The organism is Pseudomonas sp. P4_B3 (genome assembly GCF_056402295.1).
In genome coordinates this window covers 221,609-238,820 of record NZ_JBFUHR010000019.1, presented here as the reverse complement: position 1 = coordinate 238,820, position 17,212 = coordinate 221,609, and the positions used below count along the sequence as shown (strand labels likewise).

Sequence of the window (17,212 nt, the reverse complement as noted above, 5' to 3'; positions counted from 1 at the left end):
ATGATCATCATCCTCGCGGTGCTGGCGTTGATCGTGGTGAAAGCCCTGGCCGAAAGCCCGTGGGGCATTTTCACGGTGATGGCGACCATCCCGATCGCGATGTTCATGGGCATCTACATGCGCTACATCCGTCCGGGTCGCATCGGTGAAATCTCGGTGATCGGCGTGCTATTGCTGCTGGGTTCGATCTGGCTCGGCGGGCAGATTGCCGCGGACCCGGTGTGGGCCAAGGCCTTTACCTTTACCGGTCTGCAGATCACCTGGATGCTGATCGGCTACGGTTTTGTCGCGGCGGTGTTACCGGTGTGGCTGATCCTGGCGCCCCGTGACTACCTCTCGACCTTCCTGAAGATCGGCACCATCGTCGCCCTGGCCATCGGCATCCTGGTGACCATGCCCGAGCTGAAAATGCCGGCCCTGACCCAGTTCATCGACGGCACCGGCCCGGTGTGGAAGGGCGGGCTGTTCCCGTTCCTGTTCATCACCATTGCCTGTGGTGCGGTCTCCGGTTTCCACGCGCTGATCGCTTCCGGCACCACGCCGAAGCTGCTCGCCAGTGAAGGTCATGCCCGCTACATCGGTTATGGCGGCATGCTGATGGAATCGTTCGTGGCCATCATGGCCATGGTCGCGGCTTCGGTGATCGATCCGGGCGTGTATTTCGCCATGAACAGCCCGGCCGCGGTGGTTGGCGCTGATGCAGTTGCCGTTGCGCAAACCGTCAGCAGCTGGGGTTTTGCCATCACGCCGGAAGCCCTGCAAGCGGTGGCCCACGACATCGGTGAAACCACCATCCTGGCCCGTGCCGGCGGTGCGCCGACCCTGGCGGTGGGGATCGCGCAGATCCTGCACCACGTGTTGCCGGGCGAGAACACCATGGCGTTCTGGTACCACTTCGCGATCCTGTTTGAAGCATTGTTCATCCTGACCGCAGTCGACGCCGGTACCCGTGCCGGGCGTTTCATGCTCCAGGACTTGCTCGGCTCCTTCGTGCCGGCCCTGCGCCGTACCGAGTCCTGGACTGCCAACCTGATCGCTACCGCCGGTTGCGTGGCCATGTGGGGTTATCTGCTGTATCAGGGTGTGATCGATCCATTGGGTGGCATCAACACCTTGTGGCCGCTGTTCGGCATCTCCAACCAGATGCTGGCCGGTATCGCGCTGATGCTCGGCACCGTGGTGCTGATCAAGATGAAGCGCCAGCGTTATGTCTGGGTCACCTTGCTGCCGGCGGTATGGTTGCTGATCTGCACCACGACAGCGGGCTTCATCAAGCTGTTCGATGCCAACCCGGCGATCGGCTTCCTCGCCCTGGCGAAGAAGTACAGCGATGCCCTGGCCAACGGTCAGGTGCTGGCCCCGGCCAAGAGTATCGACCAGATGCAGCACGTGATCTTCAACGCCTACACCAACGCAACGCTGACCGCGCTGTTCCTGTTCGTGGTGTTCAGCATCCTGTTCTTTGCGCTCAAGGTCGGTATTGCCGCCTGGGGCACCAAGGAGCGTACGGATAAGGAAGCGCCATTCCAGGCGCTGCCGGAAGCGTGATCGAGGATTTGCACCATGTTCAATGACCTGAGTCGCCTGGGTAAATACCTCGGTCAGGCTGCGCGCCTGATGGTCGGCATGCCTGACTACGACAACTACGTCGAGCATATGCAGACCAAACACCCGGACAAGCCGGTGATGGACTACGAGGCGTTCTTTCGCGAGCGCCAAGAGGCCCGTTACGGCAGTAAAGCCGGACCGAAGTGTTGTTGAGTGACCTAAAAAAACCGGCTGAATAGCCGGTTTTTTATTGAGTGCAGGAACGCCCTGAATGGCTCAGGCCGCGTGGTAATCCGAATCGTCACTGCCACTTTTGTCCCGGGGCATGGAAGCATTGCCAGCATTTCGTTCATGAGGCTGATGATCCGGCCTGGCGATCTTGAGCGCCCGGTCGGCGACCTTGGCGTTATGCATCAGGCGACAGAACACGGCGGCGACGATGATCGACAGCAATGACCAGATGACAATGGCTTTGAGGAGCATGGCGAAACCTCTCGCGGCAAACAATTCTTACGATCGCCAGCGTCCATGCAGCAAAGGCTACCCATCCATTGTGGCAGGTGTACATGATCTTGCATTTGCTTGCTGATTTGAACTGTTTATCAGCTATCTCCCAAGATGAAGCGACAGTTTCCCGGACCGGTACTTTAATGGATGTTCTGGAGCGACTGATCACTGGGCTGTCATAGCCTTAAGGCTATGGATCCCATACCGAAAAGCTATTTCTTCAATCGGTGATCCGGATCCACGCTTAAGGATGATTAGCTGAAAACAAAATCAAGAGGAGATGCCATGTCAACTGAATCGAAATGCCCGTTTAATAACGCCGCTGGCGGTGGCACGACGAACCGCGACTGGTGGCCGAACCAACTGAACCTGAAGATCTTGAGTCAACACTCGCCCAAATCTGACCCCTTGGGGGGCGACTTCAACTACGTCGAAGCCTTCAAGAGCCTGGACTTCCAGGCGTTGAAAAAAGACCTGACTGCGCTGATGACCGATTCCCAGGACTGGTGGCCGGCGGACTTCGGTCACTATGGGCCTTTCTTTATCCGCATGTCCTGGCACGCCGCAGGCACCTATCGCACCGGTGACGGCCGGGGCGGCGCCGGCTCCGGCCAGCAACGCTTTGCACCGCTCAACAGCTGGCCGGACAACGTCAGCCTCGACAAGGCCCGTCGACTGCTCTGGCCGATCAAGCAAAAGTACGGCAACAAAATTTCCTGGGCCGACCTGATCGTCCTCACCGGCAACGTTGCACTGGAGTCCATGGGCTTCAAGACCTTTGGTTTTTCCGGTGGCCGCCCGGATGTCTGGGAACCGGACGAAGACGTCTACTGGGGCTCGGAAAGCAAGTGGCTGGGTGGCGACGTGCGATATGGCAAAGATGCCGGGCAAGCTCCCGCAGAGCGCAATCTGGAAAACCCACTCGCCGCCGTGCAGATGGGCCTGATCTACGTAAACCCCGAAGGCCCTGAAGGCAACTCCGATCCGGTCGCCGCCGGGAAGGACATCCGTGAAACCTTTGCGCGCATGGCCATGAACGACGAGGAAACCGTCGCGCTGATTGCGGGCGGTCACGCCTTCGGTAAAACCCACGGTGCCGGCCCTGTCGACCATGTCGGACCTGAGCCCGAAGCCGCTGGTCTCGAACTGCAGGGCCTGGGCTGGAAGAGCACGTTCGGTACCGGTAAAGGTGGCGACACTATCTCCAGCGGCCTGGAAGTGACCTGGACGACCACGCCAACCCGGTGGAGCAACAACTACCTGGAAAACCTGTTCGGTTACGAATGGGAACTGTCCAAGAGCCCGGCGGGGGCAAACCAGTGGAAGCCGAAAAACGGCGCTGGTGCCGGCACCATTCCAGATGCCCATGATCCGTCCAGACGGCGTGATCCGACGATGCTGACCACGGACCTGTCGCTACGCTTCGACCCGATCTATGAACCGATTTCCCGGCGCTTCCTGGCCAATCCAGACCAGTTGGCCGACGCCTTCGCCCGTGCCTGGTACAAGCTGATTCACCGTGACATGGGGCCGCTCTCACGCTACCTCGGCCCGGAAATGCCGAACGAAGAGCTGCTGTGGCAAGACCCGATCCCTGCCGTCGACCATCCACTGGTCAACGACAGTGATGTGGCCGCACTCAAGGGAAAAATTGCCGCCTCGGGGCTGTCAGTCTCGCAACTGGTATCGACGGCGTGGGCGGCGGCTTCCTCTTTCCGTGGCTCCGACAAACGCGGCGGCGCCAACGGCGGGCGTCTGCGCCTGGCACCGCAGAAGTCCTGGGAGTCCAACCAGCCAGAACAACTGGCCCGTGTGCTGGCAAAACTCGAAAGCATCCAGGGCGAGTTCAACAGTGGCGGCAAGAAAATCTCCCTGGCCGACCTGATTGTGCTCGCCGGTGGCGTGGGCGTGGAGCAGGCCGCGAAAAATGCCGGCCAAAGTGTGACGGTGCCTTTCACCCCAGGGCGCATGGACGCCAGCCAGGAACAGACCGACGTCGAATCCTTCGGATTCCTTGAACCGATTGCCGACGGCTTCCGTAATTACCTGAAGCAACAGTACCGTGTGCCGGCCGAAAAACTGCTGATCGACAAGGCGCAACTGCTGACGCTCAGTGCGCCGGAAATGACGGTATTGCTGGGTGGGCTGCGGGTGTTGAACACCAATGTCGGCCAGAGCAAACACGGTGTCCTCACCTCACGGCCGGAAGCCTTGACCAATGACTTCTTCACCAACCTGCTGGATATGGGCGTGGAGTGGAAGCCCGTGTCGGATGCCCGGCAAGAGTATGAAGGGCGCGATCGCAAGACCGGTGCAGTGAAGTGGACGGGGACGCGGGTTGACCTGGTCTTCGGTTCCAATGCGCAGTTGCGTGCCTTGGCCGAATTCTATGCCTGCGCCGATGCGCAGCAGCAGTTCGTCAAGGACTTCGTCGCTGCGTGGACCAAAGTGATGAACCTGGATCGATTCGATCTGGCGTAGTCAAAAAGCCTGAACTTGCCGCGACCTGTCTGGATCAGGTCGCGGCAAGCCCTTCTACTGTTTTTTCGTCGCTGACAGACCAGGCATCGATCACCGATTGCAGGAACTGCTCCGACAATCGAGGGTTGTCCAGGGCTCTGGCGATCAATATGGCCCCGGTAATCGATGACAGGATGCGCAAGGCTTCCTGGTGCTTTTCATCATCGGTTTCGCCGTCGACCAATGGCAGCAGCGTTTCGATCAGGGTCTGCACGCCTTGGGTGAACGAGTGGCTGACAGCACCGCCATTGCGCGCGACATCGGCCCCCAGGGCAGGGATCGGGCAGCCTTCGGTCCAGTTGCTCAGGTGACTCTGGGTCAGGTAACCCTTGAGCAGTTCGGGGATGGATTTCGCCGCTCGCCAGTCTTCGATGTTGGTTTCGAACGTGCGGCTGACCGCCTCTGACGCCAACTGCTCCTTGCCACCGGGGAACTGACCGTAAAAGCCGCCATGGGTCAGGCCCACCGAGCGGGACAGCTCGCCGATACCGATGCCGTCGATGCCTCTTTCCCGGTACATCTTCGAGGCTGCGCCGAGGATCGCTTCCTTGTTGGCTGCTGCCTGGTCTTTCGTCACTTTCATGAGTGGGGTCCTGTCATCCGATGAGCGCCTTGGCAATTTTTTGCTGAGGGGCTGGTATTGATGATGATCATAATATAAATTCGCGGCAATGGTTTTGCAGGCCGACGAGCCCGTGGCTCAAGTCAGAACACCTCACAGGGTGCCGCCCCATGAAACGTCATGATCTGCGCAGTATCGACCTCAATCTGCTGGTGATTTTCGAGGCGCTCATTCAGGAGCGCAACGTCACACGGGCCGCAGAAAGACTTTCCCTGGGCCAGCCGGCGGTCAGCGGTGCATTGGGGCGTCTGCGCACACTGTTCAACGACCCTCTGTTTAAACGCATTGGCCACAAAATGGAACCGACCACCCGGGCCTTGCAGGTAGCGCAAACCCTTGGGCCCGCATTGGACTGTATCTGCGCTGTCGTCAGTCTGACGGCTTCCAATAAAAACCCTGTTGATTCAGAGGCTTGATCTGAGCATTCATTTTTTTTGCCCTTAAACATGACGGTCATCATTAATGATGATAGCCAAGTTCACTCCGTTCAATTCGTCGCAGCCCCCTGCGCGGCCGAGAATTCTCCAACCCCTAACCCGTCAGGCGGACACCCCCCATGGAACAGTCACTCAAACCTTTGCGTTACCCCCTTGCTGCATTGGCGTTGGCAACCCTCACTGCTTGCGGCCACGCCCCCGATGCTGCCCAGGCTCCGGGTGCGCCGCCTGTCACGGTCGCCAAAGTGCTCGAGCAACCTATCACTGAATGGGATGAAGTCACCGCCCGTCTGGAAGCGCCGGAAACCGTCGTGGTTCGACCGCGGGTGTCGGGGCAGATCGATCGTGTTGCCTTCACCGATGGCGAGTCGGTGAAGAAAGGGGATTTGCTGTTCCAGATCGATCCACGGCCGTTCGAACACGAAGTACACCGCCTCGAAGCGCAATTGCAACAAGCTCGCGCCACGCTGGTTCGAGCTGGCAATGAAGCGCAACGCGGCCAGCGCCTGTTGAGCAGCAATGCGATCTCCGCTGAACTGGCCGACACGCGCACCACCACCGCCCAGGAAGCCCGCGCCGCCGTCGATGCCGTGCAGGCGCAACTCGATCTGGCACGCCTGAACCTGAGCTTCACCCGTGTCACCGCGCCGATCAGCGGCCGGGTCAGTCGTGCCGAAATCACCGCCGGCAACATCGTCACCGCCGACACATCGGCCCTGACCAGCGTGGTCTCCACCGACAAGGTCTACGCCTATTTCGATGCCGACGAGCGTCTGTTCCTCAAGTACGGCCAGCTCTCCCGCCAAGGCCGGCGCAGCCAGTCCACGCCGGTGTACATGGGCTTGTCGAACGAGGAGGGCAATAGCCACCTGGGGCAGATGAACTTCGTCGACAACCAGGTCAATCCCAAGACCGGCACCATCCGTGGCCGTGCGGTGTTCGACAACGCCGACGGCCAATACACCCCGGGGTTGTACGCCCGATTGAAACTGGTGGGCAGCGCGGCCTATGCCGGCCTGCTGATCAAGGACGAGGCAGTGGGCACCGACCTGGGCAAGAAGTTCGTGCTGGTGATCGACCAGGACAACAAGGCCGTGTACCGCAGCGTCGACCTTGGGCCGAAGCTCGAAGGCTTGCGCATCGTGCGCAGCGGTTTGCAGAAGGAAGACCGGATCGTCATCAACGGTCTGCAACGGGTTCGTCCCGGCGCGGTGGTCGCGCCTCAGGACGCGCCGATGGCCGACGCGCAAACCGTCGTCACCCTGGCTCGTCAACGCCAGGCCATCGAGGCGGGTAATCAGCCTGCCGCTCCGTCTCCGGCGCTGGTGAAAACCGACGCTGGCGTATCGCCCCGCGGATAAAGGAACACCGTCATGAAGTTCTCCCAGTTCTTTATCACGCGGCCGATCTTCGCCGCAGTGCTGTCGTTGCTGATCCTGATTGCCGGCGGCATTTCGCTGTTCCGGTTGCCGATCGGCGAATACCCGGAAGTGGTGCCACCCACTGTGGTGGTCCATGCCAACTACCCGGGCGCCAACCCCAAGGTCATCGGCGAAACTGTGGCTGCCCCCCTCGAACAAGCCATCACCGGCGTCGAGAATATGTTGTACATGTCTTCGCAGTCCACGGCGGATGGCCGGCTCACGCTCACCGTGACTTTCGCCCTGGGCACCGACCTGGACAACGCTCAGGTGCAGGTGCAGAACCGCGTGACCCGGACCGAACCCAAGTTGCCGGAGGAGGTGACGCGCATCGGCATTACCGTCGACAAGGCGTCGCCCGAGCTGACGCTGCTGGTGCACCTGGTGTCGCCGGACAAGCGCTACGACATGCTCTACCTGTCCAACTACGCGATCCTCAACGTCAAGGACGAGCTGTCGCGGCTGGACGGCATCGGTGACGTGAAGATGTTCGGCATCGGTGATTATTCGCTGCGCATCTGGCTCGACCCGAACAAGACCGCGTCACGCAACCTGACCGCCACCGATGTGGTCAATGCGGTGCGTGAACAGAACCGTCAGGTCGCGGCCGGTCAACTGGGTTCACCGCCTGCACCCAACGCCACCAGCTTCCAGATGTCGATCAACTCCCAGGGACGGCTGGTCACCGAAGAAGAATTCGAGAATGTGATCGTGCGCAGTGGTGCGGATGGCGAGATCACCCGCCTCAAGGACATTGCCCGGATTGAGCTCGGCTCCAACCAATACGCACTGCGCGCTCTGCTCAATAACCAGGAAGCGGTGGCAATGCCGATCTTCCAGCGCCCGGGTTCGAACGCGATCGACGTGTCCGACCAGGTGCGGGCGAAGATGGCTGAGCTGAAGAAGAGTTTCCCGGAGGGCATGGACTACGAGATCGTCTATGACCCGACCATCTTCGTGCGCAGCTCGATTGAAGCGGTGGTTCACACGCTGTTCGAAGCGCTGATCCTCGTGGTGCTGGTGGTGATCCTGTTCCTGCAAACCTGGCGCGCGTCGATCATTCCGCTGGTCGCCGTGCCGGTATCGCTGATCGGCACCTTTGCCGTGATGCATTTGCTCGGGTTCTCGCTCAATGCGCTGTCGCTGTTCGGTCTGGTGCTGGCCATCGGCATCGTGGTCGATGACGCCATCGTGGTGGTGGAGAACGTCGAGCGAAACATCGAGTCGGGACTTGAACCGGCCGAGGCTACCCAAAAGGCCATGGGCGAGGTGACCGGGCCGATCATCGCCACGGCTTTGGTGCTGTGTGCGGTCTTCGTGCCGGCCGCTTTCATTTCCGGCTTGACCGGGCAGTTCTACAAGCAGTTCGCCCTGACCATCGCCATCTCCACGGTGATCTCGGCGTTCAACTCGCTGACTTTGTCGCCAGCATTGGCGGCGGTGTTGCTCAAGGCCCACGGTGCGCCGAAAGACCGTTTCTCCAAAGTGCTGGATCGGCTGTTCGCAGGCTGGTTGTTCAAGCCCTTCAACCGGCTGTTCGAAAAGGCCGGCAATGGTTACGTGGTGGCGGTGGCCAGGGTCATTCGCGGCAGCAGCGTGGCCCTGCTGGTTTACGCTGGCCTGATCGCCATGACGTACATGGGTTTCAGCACCACACCGACCGGCTTTGTGCCGACCCAGGACAAGAAGTACCTGGTGACCTTTGCGCAATTGCCCGATGCGGCCAGCCTTGACCGCACTGAGTCGGTGATCCGGCGCATGAGCACCATCGCCATGAACGAACCGGGCTTCGACAGCGCCGTGGCGTTTCCCGGCCTGTCGATCAACGGTTTCACCAACAGCCCGAATGCCGGCATCGCGTTCATCGGCTTGCGTCCTTTCGATGAGCGCAAAGACCCAAGCCTGTCCGCCGGGGCGATTTCCGCTTCGCTGAATGCCAAGTTCGGCGGCATTCAGGATGCCTACATCGCGGTGTTCCCGCCGCCACCTGTGCAAGGCCTGGGCACCATCGGCGGGTTCCGCCTGCAGATCGAAGACCGGGGCAACCTGGGCTACGAAGAGCTGTACAAGGAAACCATGAACATCATCGGCAAGGGGCGCAGTGTCCCGGAGCTGGCCAACCTGTTCACCAGCTACACGGTCAATGTGCCGCAAGTCGAAGCCGCCATCGACCGCGAAAAAGCCAAGACCCATGGCGTGGCAATCAACGACATCTTCGACACCTTGCAGGTGTACCTCGGATCGCTTTACGCCAACGACTTCAACCGTTTTGGCCGTACCTATCAGGTCAACGTCCAGGCTGAGCAGCAGTTCCGTCAGGAACCGGAGCAGATCGGCCAGTTGAAGGTACGCAACGACCGTGGAGAAATGATTCCACTGGCCACGTTCGTCAAGGTCAGCCCGACGTCGGGGCCCGACCGGGTCTCGCACTACAACGGGTTCGTCACCGCGGAAATCAACGGCAGTGCAGCCCCCGGCTACAGCTCCGGCCAGGCGCAAAAAGCCATCGAGAAACTACTCAAGGAAGAACTGCCCAACGGCATGACCTACGAGTGGACTGACCTGACCTACCAACAGATCCTGTCCGGCAACACCGCGCTGTTGGTGTTCCCGCTCTGCGTCCTGCTGGCGTTCCTGGTACTGGCTGCGCTGTATGAAAGCTGGAGCCTGCCGCTGGCGGTGATCCTGATCGTACCGATGACCCTGCTGTCGGCGATTGCCGGGGTGATCATCTCCAGGGGCGACAACAACATCTTCACCCAGATCGGCTTGATCGTGCTGGTGGGCCTGGCCTGCAAGAACGCGATCCTGATCGTCGAGTTCGCCAAGGACAAACAGGACCAGGGCCTGTCGCCGCTGGACGCTGTACTGGAGGCTTGCCGCATGCGTCTGCGGCCGATCCTGATGACGTCGTTCGCCTTCATCATGGGGGTGATTCCGCTGGTGACTTCCACCGGGGCCGGTTCGGAAATGCGCCGGGCCATGGGGGTTGCCGTGTTCTCCGGGATGCTCGGGGTGACCTTCTTCGGGTTGCTGCTGACGCCGGTGTTCTTCGTCCTGATTCGTCGCTACATCGAACGTAAAACCGCGCGCAAGGCGGCCCGGGTTCACGCGCTCAACGTTATTGATTCGGAGGCACACTGATGAATGCTTTCAAGCTCTTCGTTCCCAGCCTCCTGGTCACGGCATTGGCCGCCTGCACCGTGGGGCCGGATTACAAGACCCCCGACACGGCGCCTGCCCATGTCGTCTCGGCACAAGGAGCCAACTACGATCAAACGCGATTCGAAACGGTGTGGTGGCAGCAATTCGACGACCCCACGCTGAATCAGCTGGTCGGCAAAGCGCTCAATGGCAACCGCGATCTGCGCGTGGCCTTCGCCCGCTGGAAAGCCGCCCGGGCCATCCGTGATGACGTCAGCAACGACAATCTGCCGGTGGTCACCAGCCGGGTCAGCAGCGTGCAGGGCAAATCGCAGGTGCCGGGCCTGACCGAGAGCCGGGTCAACACTGAGCGCTACGACCTGGGCCTGGACATGGCCTGGGAGATCGATCTGTTCGGGCGCATCCAGCGTGAGCTGGAATCCAGCGATGCCCGGGAAGACGCCACGGCGGCGGACCTGTACCAACTGCGGGTGACCATGATCGCCGAGCTGGTGGATGCCTATGGTCAACTGCGCGGTGCGCAACTGCGGGAAAAGATCGCCTTGGCCAACCTGAAGAACCAAAGCGAATCGCGCGCCGTGACGGTGAGCCTGCGTGATGCTGGCGTGGGTAACGAGCTCGACGTTGTGCGTGCCGACGCCCGGTTGGCGGCTGTCGAGGCGAGCGTGCCGCAGTTGCAGGCGGAGCAGGTGCACCACAAGAACCGCATCGCCACGCTGCTGGGCGAACGCCCGGACACCCTGAGCATCGACCTGAGTCCAAAGAACCTGCCGGCCATCGCCAAGGCATTGCCGATTGGCGATCCTGGCGAGCTGTTGCATCGGCGCCCGGATGTGCTCGCGGCAGAGCGCCGGTTGGCGGCGTCAACGGCGGATGTCGGCGTGGCCACCGCCGACCTGTTTCCACGGGTGAGCTTGAGTGGGTTCCTCGGGTTCACGGCGGGGCGTGGTTCGCAAATCGGTTCCAGTGCCGCCCGTGCCTGGAGCCTGGGGCCGAGTATCACCTGGGCCGCGTTTGACCTGGGCAGTGTGCGGGCGCGCATTCGTGGCGCAAACGCCGACGCCGAGGGAGCATTGGCGACCTATGAACAACAGGTGCTGCTCGCACTGGAAGAGTCGGAAAACGCCTTCAGCGACTATGGCAAGCGCCAGCAACGCTTGCTGTCGCTGATCAAGCAAAGCGAGTCGAGTCGAGCCGCGGCCGATCTGGCGGCGACGCAATACAAGGAAGGGGTGGTGGACTACCTGGTGTTGCTGGACGCACAACGCGAGCGGTTGAATGCCGAGGATGCCCAGGCACTGGGGGAGACCGATCAGTACCGCGCCATAGTTGCGATCTACAAATCCTTGGGGGGTGGATGGGACAGCGGCGATACCCGGCTTGCGAAAAACAACTGACTAACCCGTTGTTGTAGGAGCGAGCTTGCTCCGGGCGGCGTTCCGACGAAGGACTCAAGAACGCCGCGATTAGCCAGAAAGCATGCGTTTTCGTTAACGACCTTCGCGAGCAAGCTCGCTCCTACAGTCAGCGCTATGGCCACTTTCGATTATTGACCGTCCACAAGGCGCAGTAGCCCTAGCGGAATGGTATCGCGCAGAGGCTCTGTCAGCAGGGTATCCGGAAAGCCCTGGTAAGCCACCGGGCGCAGGAAACGTTTGATGGAAGTCATGCCCAATGAAGTAAAACGACTGTCCGAGGTGGCCGGGAACGTCCCGCCATGCACGGTGGAAAAACACACTCGTGCGGATGGGCGAAGGCGTTGACCAACGACGTGCCCGCAGTTGCGGGTTTGTATCCGCAGGTATCGGCAACGCCCGCCGTTACCCGGGCATACAAAACCGGCGTTTCCCGACACCCGGGCGATACACGGAGGCCTCCAAATGGAATCACCGGCAGCGTCACTTTCGGCGCGGCCTGGCGTGGTTCAACTGGAGGAAAGACAATGTTGCGTACCCACACCCGTCACACCCTCGGCAGGCTTGGCCTCATCCTGGCCGCCGCAGGGCTCACCACTGTAGCGAGCCTTGCTCAAGCCCAGGAAACACAACCGGCCCCGGCGATGAAAAGCTGGCAGCAGGGCCTGCACCGCACCGACCTGGTACGCGAAGACCTGGGCACCGCCGATCGCGAAGTCCTCCAGGTGCTCGTGGACTTCGATCCGGGCGTGACATCGCCCAAACATGCTCACCCCGGTGTCGAGGTGGCGCACGTGATCAGCGGCACCTTTGAGTATCAGCTGGAAGGGCGGGCACCGGTGACGCTCAAGGCCGGTGATTCGTTGTACATACCTGAAGGCGTTGCGCATGTGGCGAAGAACGTAGGCCAGGGCAAGGCCTCGGAACTGGCGACCTACATCGTGAAGAAAGGCGAAGCGCTGCTGATCCTGAAGGAGTAGGCGAGGGCCACCGGGTCATTGCCGGCTGCAAACCTCCCACACACAACCGCGCAACCAGCGATGCGCCGGGTCGGCGTCCATGCGCGGGTGCCACAGCATCGAAACCGTGATCGGCGGCGTGGGGAAGGGCAGGGCAAAGCAGTACATCCCCTGGCACAGGTTGCCGACGTGCCGCTGCGGTACGCTGGCGACCAGGTCTGAAGCCCGCGCCAATGCAATCGCAGAGGAGAAACCGGCGACGATGGTGATGATGTCCCGCTTCAATCCCAGCTCATTCAAGGCGTCATCCATGACGCCTTTTTCGTGGCCCCGACGTGAGACCAGAATGTGCCGGGCGGCGGCATAACGCGCGGGAGTGATTTCACCCTGAGCCAGTGGATGACCCTCGCGCACGACGCCAATGAACCGATCGCGAAACAGCATCCGGGTCCGCACTTCCGGGCTGGTTGATTCGCCGATCACACCGGTTTCCAGATCCACCGAACCTTCGCGCAGCAGGGTGCTGTCCTTGTTCAGCTTCTGCACGAAATTCAAGCGGACGCCGGGCGCTTCTTCGTTGATGCGGGCGATCAGTTGCGGTCCGAAATTTTCCACGAAGCCGTCGCTGGTGCGCAGGGCGAAGGTACGGGTCAGTTGATTCAGGTCGAGTGCCTCGGCGGGGCGCAGGACGGCTTCGGCGTCCTGCACGAGCACGCCGACGCGTTCACGCAACTCCAGCGCCCGAGGCGTGGGAACCAGTCCGCGCCCGGCCCGCACCAGCAGCGGATCGCCCGTGGTTTCGCGCAATCGCGCCAGCGCCCGGCTCATGGCTGACGGGCTCAGGTGCAAACGCTGCGCGGCGCGGGCCACGCTGCCTTCCTCCAGCAACACGTTCAGGGTGATCAACAGATTCAGGTCGGGCATCGAATCAATTCCTGTGGGAGCAGGTATGTGGCGTTGGGTGCACGTATAAAGTGCAAATGCTGCGCCTTCCGCCATGTTATGGCTGGGCTTAGGCTCGGGACAACCTATTTGCGGAGTCGCGAGAAAATGAAGTCCATATCGATTCGGGGAGCCTTGGCCAGCCTGTCGTTATCCATGCTGCTGTCGTCCCTGGGCACCAGCATTGCCAACGTTGGATTGCCGACACTGGCCGAGGCGTTCTCGGCCTCCTTTCAGCAAGTGCAATGGGTGGTGCTCGCTTACCTGCTGGCGATCACGGCGCTGATCGTCAGTGTCGGAAGACTTGGCGACATCATTGGCCGCCGACGTTTGTTGTTGATCGGGATTTGTGTGTTTACCGTCGCTTCGATCCTGTGCGCGCTGGCCCCTCATCTCTGGTTATTGATTGCCGCTCGGGTGCTGCAGGGCGTCGGTGCGGCCATCATGATGGCGCTGACCATGGCGCTAGTGGGCGGGGCCGTTCCCAAGGAAAAAATGGGCAGTGCGATGGGCGTGCTCGGCACGATGTCGGCGATTGGCACCTCACTCGGCCCGACCCTTGGAGGTTTTTTGATTGCCAATCCGGGGTGGCAGGCAATTTTTCTGATCAATGTGCCGTTGGGTGTTTTGGCGATTGGGCTCGCGCTCTACTTTTTGCCCAACGATCGCAGTGAGAAGAGGGCGGATCGAGCGGGTTTCGATGTGCTCGGCACGCTGGTGCTGGTTCTGACACTGCTGGCTTATGCACTGGCGATGACCATTGGGCGTGGCACCCTGGGGTCGCTGAACATGACGCTGTTGCTGGTGATAGTTCTTGGGCTGTGCGTGTTTGTATTCGTCGAGCACACAGCCGAGTCGCCTCTGGTTCGATTGACGATGTTCCGTAACTGGCAGATGAGCGCAGGATTCGTAATGAGCATGCTGGTGACCACCGTGGTCATGGCGACCATGGTGGTAGGACCGTTTTACCTCACAGGCGCACTGGCGTTGAATGCAGCGAGTGTTGGGTTGGCGATGTCGACGGGACCGCTGGTAGCCGCACTGGCAGGCGTACCGGCGGGCCGATGGGTCGATCGTTTGGGCACGTATCGAGCCAGCACGCTCGGATTGATCGCCATGTTGACCGGCGCTTGCATCCTGCCGGCCTTGCCGATGGCGTTCGGTGTGCCCGGCTATATCGTGCCGCTGGCTGTCATTACCGCCGGCTATGCGTTGTTCCAGGCGGCCAACAATACCGCCGTCATGCTGGAAATTGAGGCGCAGCAGCGTGGTGTGGTTTCCGGTTTGCTCGGGTTGTCGCGCAATCTCGGGTTGATCACGGGCGCCTCGGTCATGGGCGCAGTGTTCGCCTTCGGCACGGCCAGCCAGGATATTTTGCAGGCGCAACCTGAGGCCATCGCACAGGGGATGCGGCTGACGTTCGCCGTCGCCGCCGGGTTGATCGTCATTGCGCTGGTGATTGGCGCGGTCAGCAAAATCGTTTCACGTCGCTTGATCGCGCCGTGCTGAAAAACGGCGCGGCTGTCGTGAAAACGACCTGTTTGCGCTGAACGCGAAGCCTTGCGAGTTTTCTGTTGAACGAGTGTTCAGTCTCGACTATGTTGGGGGCCACCTTCCCCCGGCTGGTTGCGGGCTTGCGTTTCTTCAATTCGAACGAGGCACTGGCATGCGGTTTTCACCCTTTGTAGAGCGGATCAGTGGCCAAGGCGTTGCCGCCTGGGATATTCACTACGCGGCCAGCGCGGCACAGCGCAATGGCGAGGACGTGATCATCCTCAGCGTCGGCGACCCGGATTTCCCCACCCCTGATTTCATCACCGACGCTGCCATCCACGCCTTGCGTGAAGGGGATACCCACTACACCGAAATCGCCGGTCGCCAGGCCTTGCGCGAGGCCATCGCCGGCCGCTACAGCCAACTGATCGACCGCGAACTGCTGGCGTCGAACATCATTCTCACGGCAGGTGCGCAGAACGCCTTGTTCGCCACCTCGATGTGCCTGCTCGGTGCCGGCGACGAAGTGATTGCCTTCGATCCGATGTACGTCACCTACGAAGCCACGCTCAAGGCGTCCGGCGCCACGCTGGTGCGGGTACCCTGTGCCGCGGACTCGGGTTTCCGCCTCGATGCCGCCGTCTTGGCCAAGGCCATTACCCCGCGCACCCGGGCGATTTTCTTCTCCAACCCGAACAACCCCACTGGCGTGGTGCTGGGCCGCGAAGAGCTGCAAGCCATCGCCGACCTCGCCATCGCCCATGACCTGTGGGTGGTGGTGGACGAGGTCTACGAGAGCCTCGCCTACGAGCGTGAACACTTGAGCCTGGCGGCGTTGCCGGGCATGGCCGTGCGCTGCGTGGTGATCGGCAGCCTGTCCAAATCCCATGCCATGACCGGTTGGCGCATTGGATGGGTAGTGGCCCATGAAGCCCTGGTCAATCATGTCGAAACCCTGGTGCTGAGCATGCTGTACGGCTTGCCCGGGTTTGTCATGGAAGCGGCGCTCAAGGCCGTGCAGTCCCATGACGAAGTCACCCACGGCATGCGCGAGATCTATCGCCGGCGCCGCGATCTGGTGGTGTCCGGACTGGCGGATTGCCCGGGCATCAGCGTGCTCAACCCCGATGCCGGCATGTTCGTGCTGGTGGACGTGCGAGGCACCGGCCTGACCTCGCTGGAATTCGCCTGGCGCCTGCTGCGCGAAGCCGGTGTCTCGGTGCTTGATGCGGCGGCATTCGGCGAGCCGGCCCAGGGTTTTGTACGGCTTTCGTTCACCCTGGGTGAAGAGCGCCTGGCCCAGGCCTGCCAGCGCATTCGCGGCTTTGTCCAGGTGCTCAATGGCGAAGCGCCGAGGCCGCTGATCGGCACGCTGAGCAGTACCGCAGCCGCCGAACCGGTCGTCGCCAAGACTATGATCGAGGTCGATGGCCTGCACAAACGCTTCGGCAATATCGAAGTGCTCAAGGGCGTTTCCCTGACCGCCCGCGAGGGCGACGTGATTTCTCTGATCGGTGCCAGCGGCTCGGGAAAAAGCACCTTGCTGCGCTGCATCAACATGCTCGAAGTGCCGGACCAGGGACGCATCCTGGTCGATGGCGAAAGCATTCACCTTAACCAGAATCGCCCCGGCGCACCGCTGGTGTCGGACGCCAAACAGCTTGTGCGCATAAGGTCGAGCCTGGGCATGGTGTTCCAGAACTTCAACCTCTGGCCCCATCGCACGGTGCTGGAAAATCTCATCGAAGCGCCGACCCAGGTCCTGCGTGAAAGCCGTGCGGAGGCGACCGAGCGCGCCGAAGCCCTGCTCGAACGCGTGGGGCTTGCGGCCAAGCGCAACGAGTACCCGGCGTTTCTCTCCGGGGGACAGCAACAACGGGTGGCCATCGCCCGGGCCCTGGCCATGCGGCCCAAGGTCATGCTGTTCGATGAACCCACCTCGGCACTCGACCCGGAACTGGTCGGGGAAGTGCTGCGGGTGATCCGCTCCCTCGCCGAAGAAGGCCGGACCATGATCCTGGTGACTCATGAAATGGCGTTCGCACGCGATGTCTCTTCCAAAGTCGCTTTTTTGCATCAAGGGCTGATCGAGGAAACCGGTTCGCCGGACGAAGTGTTCGTACACCCACGCAGCGAGCGTTGCCGACAATTCGTCAATGCTCATCAGACTCGCTAACTCATC

The 17,212-nt window shown here is 61.3% G+C and carries 13 protein-coding genes and 1 pseudogene; 10 read left to right on the top strand and 4 right to left on the bottom strand.

Annotated features, from left to right (window positions below; all coding sequences use genetic code 11):
* Together AC1DWG_RS22245 and AC1DWG_RS22240 are read left to right on the top strand one after the other, a co-directional pair.
* Positions 1-1,548, top strand: a 1,548-nt coding sequence (locus AC1DWG_RS22245; protein WP_477788361.1) for a carbon starvation CstA family protein, incomplete at its 5' end; no start/stop codon positions are given.
* 15 nt (positions 1,549-1,563) lie between these two features.
* Positions 1,564-1,761 carry a YbdD/YjiX family protein gene (locus AC1DWG_RS22240; RefSeq protein WP_007976534.1) on the top strand — a complete coding sequence of 66 codons (198 nt, stop codon included), beginning with the start codon at positions 1,564-1,566 and terminating at the stop codon, positions 1,759-1,761.
* Positions 1,762-1,824: 63 nt separating this feature from the next.
* On the opposite strand, the gene AC1DWG_RS22235 is transcribed toward AC1DWG_RS22240, so the two are convergent.
* Positions 1,825-2,031: a hypothetical protein gene (locus tag AC1DWG_RS22235; protein ID WP_477755157.1), complete on the bottom strand. Its 207-nt coding sequence runs from the start codon at positions 2,029-2,031 to the stop codon at positions 1,825-1,827.
* Between the two features lie 309 nt (positions 2,032-2,340).
* On the opposite strand from AC1DWG_RS22235, the gene katG reads away from it, so the two are divergent.
* The gene (katG, locus tag AC1DWG_RS22230; protein WP_477765222.1) at positions 2,341-4,536 is read left to right on the top strand and encodes a catalase/peroxidase HPI; all 2,196 of its coding nucleotides are present in this window, start codon (positions 2,341-2,343) and stop codon (positions 4,534-4,536) included.
* Between the two features lie 34 nt (positions 4,537-4,570).
* On the opposite strand, the gene AC1DWG_RS22225 is transcribed toward katG, so the two are convergent.
* Entirely contained in the window at positions 4,571-5,158 is a 588-nt protein-coding gene (locus AC1DWG_RS22225; RefSeq protein ID WP_477755155.1) for a TetR/AcrR family transcriptional regulator, read from the bottom strand.
* 149 nt (positions 5,159-5,307) lie between these two features.
* Between AC1DWG_RS22225 and AC1DWG_RS22220 the strand changes: the two genes are divergently transcribed.
* The 4 genes from AC1DWG_RS22220 (at position 5,308) to AC1DWG_RS22205 (ending at position 11,617) form a co-directional block, all read left to right on the top strand.
* Complete coding sequence (locus AC1DWG_RS22220; RefSeq protein ID WP_046042509.1) at positions 5,308-5,613, top strand: LysR family transcriptional regulator; 306 nt, start codon at positions 5,308-5,310, stop codon at positions 5,611-5,613.
* A gap of 140 nt (positions 5,614-5,753) precedes the next feature.
* Positions 5,754-6,995, top strand: coding sequence for a multidrug efflux RND transporter periplasmic adaptor subunit MexE (gene mexE / locus AC1DWG_RS22215; protein WP_477765221.1), 1,242 nt, complete (start codon positions 5,754-5,756; stop codon positions 6,993-6,995).
* A 12-nt stretch (positions 6,996-7,007) separates the two neighbouring features.
* Positions 7,008-10,199: an efflux RND transporter permease subunit gene (locus AC1DWG_RS22210; RefSeq protein WP_477755152.1), complete on the top strand. Its 3,192-nt coding sequence runs from the start codon at positions 7,008-7,010 to the stop codon at positions 10,197-10,199.
* Complete coding sequence (locus tag AC1DWG_RS22205; RefSeq protein ID WP_477765220.1) at positions 10,199-11,617, top strand: efflux transporter outer membrane subunit; 1,419 nt, start codon at positions 10,199-10,201, stop codon at positions 11,615-11,617. The genes AC1DWG_RS22210 and AC1DWG_RS22205 overlap by 1 nt, the downstream gene beginning before the upstream one ends.
* A gap of 149 nt (positions 11,618-11,766) precedes the next feature.
* Here the strand turns inward: AC1DWG_RS22205 and AC1DWG_RS22200 are convergent.
* A pseudogene (locus tag AC1DWG_RS22200) lies at positions 11,767-11,996 on the bottom strand (aldehyde dehydrogenase (NADP(+))); the annotation flags it as partial.
* Positions 11,997-12,162: 166 nt separating this feature from the next.
* Here AC1DWG_RS22200 and AC1DWG_RS22195 point away from each other — a divergent pair.
* The gene (locus tag AC1DWG_RS22195) at positions 12,163-12,615 is read left to right on the top strand and encodes a cupin domain-containing protein (RefSeq protein ID WP_477765219.1); all 453 of its coding nucleotides are present in this window, start codon (positions 12,163-12,165) and stop codon (positions 12,613-12,615) included.
* Positions 12,616-12,630: 15 nt separating this feature from the next.
* Here AC1DWG_RS22195 and AC1DWG_RS22190 read toward each other — a convergent pair whose 3' ends face one another.
* A complete protein-coding gene (locus AC1DWG_RS22190) occupies positions 12,631-13,518 on the bottom strand; it encodes a LysR family transcriptional regulator (protein WP_477765218.1) in 888 nt (295 codons plus the stop codon).
* Positions 13,519-13,596: 78 nt separating this feature from the next.
* Here AC1DWG_RS22190 and AC1DWG_RS22185 point away from each other — a divergent pair, with 78 nt between their 5' ends.
* A complete protein-coding gene (locus tag AC1DWG_RS22185; RefSeq protein ID WP_477788360.1) occupies positions 13,597-15,045 on the top strand; it encodes an MFS transporter in 1,449 nt (482 codons plus the stop codon).
* A 157-nt stretch (positions 15,046-15,202) separates the two neighbouring features.
* Positions 15,203-17,206 (top strand): aminotransferase class I/II-fold pyridoxal phosphate-dependent enzyme, encoded by a 2,004-nt coding sequence (locus AC1DWG_RS22180; protein ID WP_477788359.1) that lies wholly within the window; start codon positions 15,203-15,205, stop codon positions 17,204-17,206.
* The last annotated feature ends 6 nt before the right edge of the window (positions 17,207-17,212 follow it).

Bases quoted from the DNA above. Each gene is read 5' to 3' on its own strand.
- AC1DWG_RS22240 (WP_007976534.1), top strand. From the start codon at position 1,564: ATGTTCAATGACCTGAGTCGCCTGGGTAAATACCTCGGTCAGGCTGCG.
- AC1DWG_RS22235 (WP_477755157.1), bottom strand. From the start codon at position 2,031: ATGCTCCTCAAAGCCATTGTCATCTGGTCATTGCTGTCGATCATCGTC.
- katG (WP_477765222.1), top strand. From the start codon at position 2,341: ATGTCAACTGAATCGAAATGCCCGTTTAATAACGCCGCTGGCGGTGGC.
- AC1DWG_RS22225 (WP_477755155.1), bottom strand. From the start codon at position 5,158: ATGAAAGTGACGAAAGACCAGGCAGCAGCCAACAAGGAAGCGATCCTC.
- AC1DWG_RS22220 (WP_046042509.1), top strand. From the start codon at position 5,308: ATGAAACGTCATGATCTGCGCAGTATCGACCTCAATCTGCTGGTGATT.
- mexE (WP_477765221.1), top strand. From the start codon at position 5,754: ATGGAACAGTCACTCAAACCTTTGCGTTACCCCCTTGCTGCATTGGCG.
- AC1DWG_RS22210 (WP_477755152.1), top strand. From the start codon at position 7,008: ATGAAGTTCTCCCAGTTCTTTATCACGCGGCCGATCTTCGCCGCAGTG.
- AC1DWG_RS22205 (WP_477765220.1), top strand. From the start codon at position 10,199: ATGAATGCTTTCAAGCTCTTCGTTCCCAGCCTCCTGGTCACGGCATTG.
- AC1DWG_RS22195 (WP_477765219.1), top strand. From the start codon at position 12,163: ATGTTGCGTACCCACACCCGTCACACCCTCGGCAGGCTTGGCCTCATC.
- AC1DWG_RS22190 (WP_477765218.1), bottom strand. From the start codon at position 13,518: ATGCCCGACCTGAATCTGTTGATCACCCTGAACGTGTTGCTGGAGGAA.
- AC1DWG_RS22185 (WP_477788360.1), top strand. From the start codon at position 13,597: ATGGCTGGGCTTAGGCTCGGGACAACCTATTTGCGGAGTCGCGAGAAA.
- AC1DWG_RS22180 (WP_477788359.1), top strand. From the start codon at position 15,203: ATGCGGTTTTCACCCTTTGTAGAGCGGATCAGTGGCCAAGGCGTTGCC.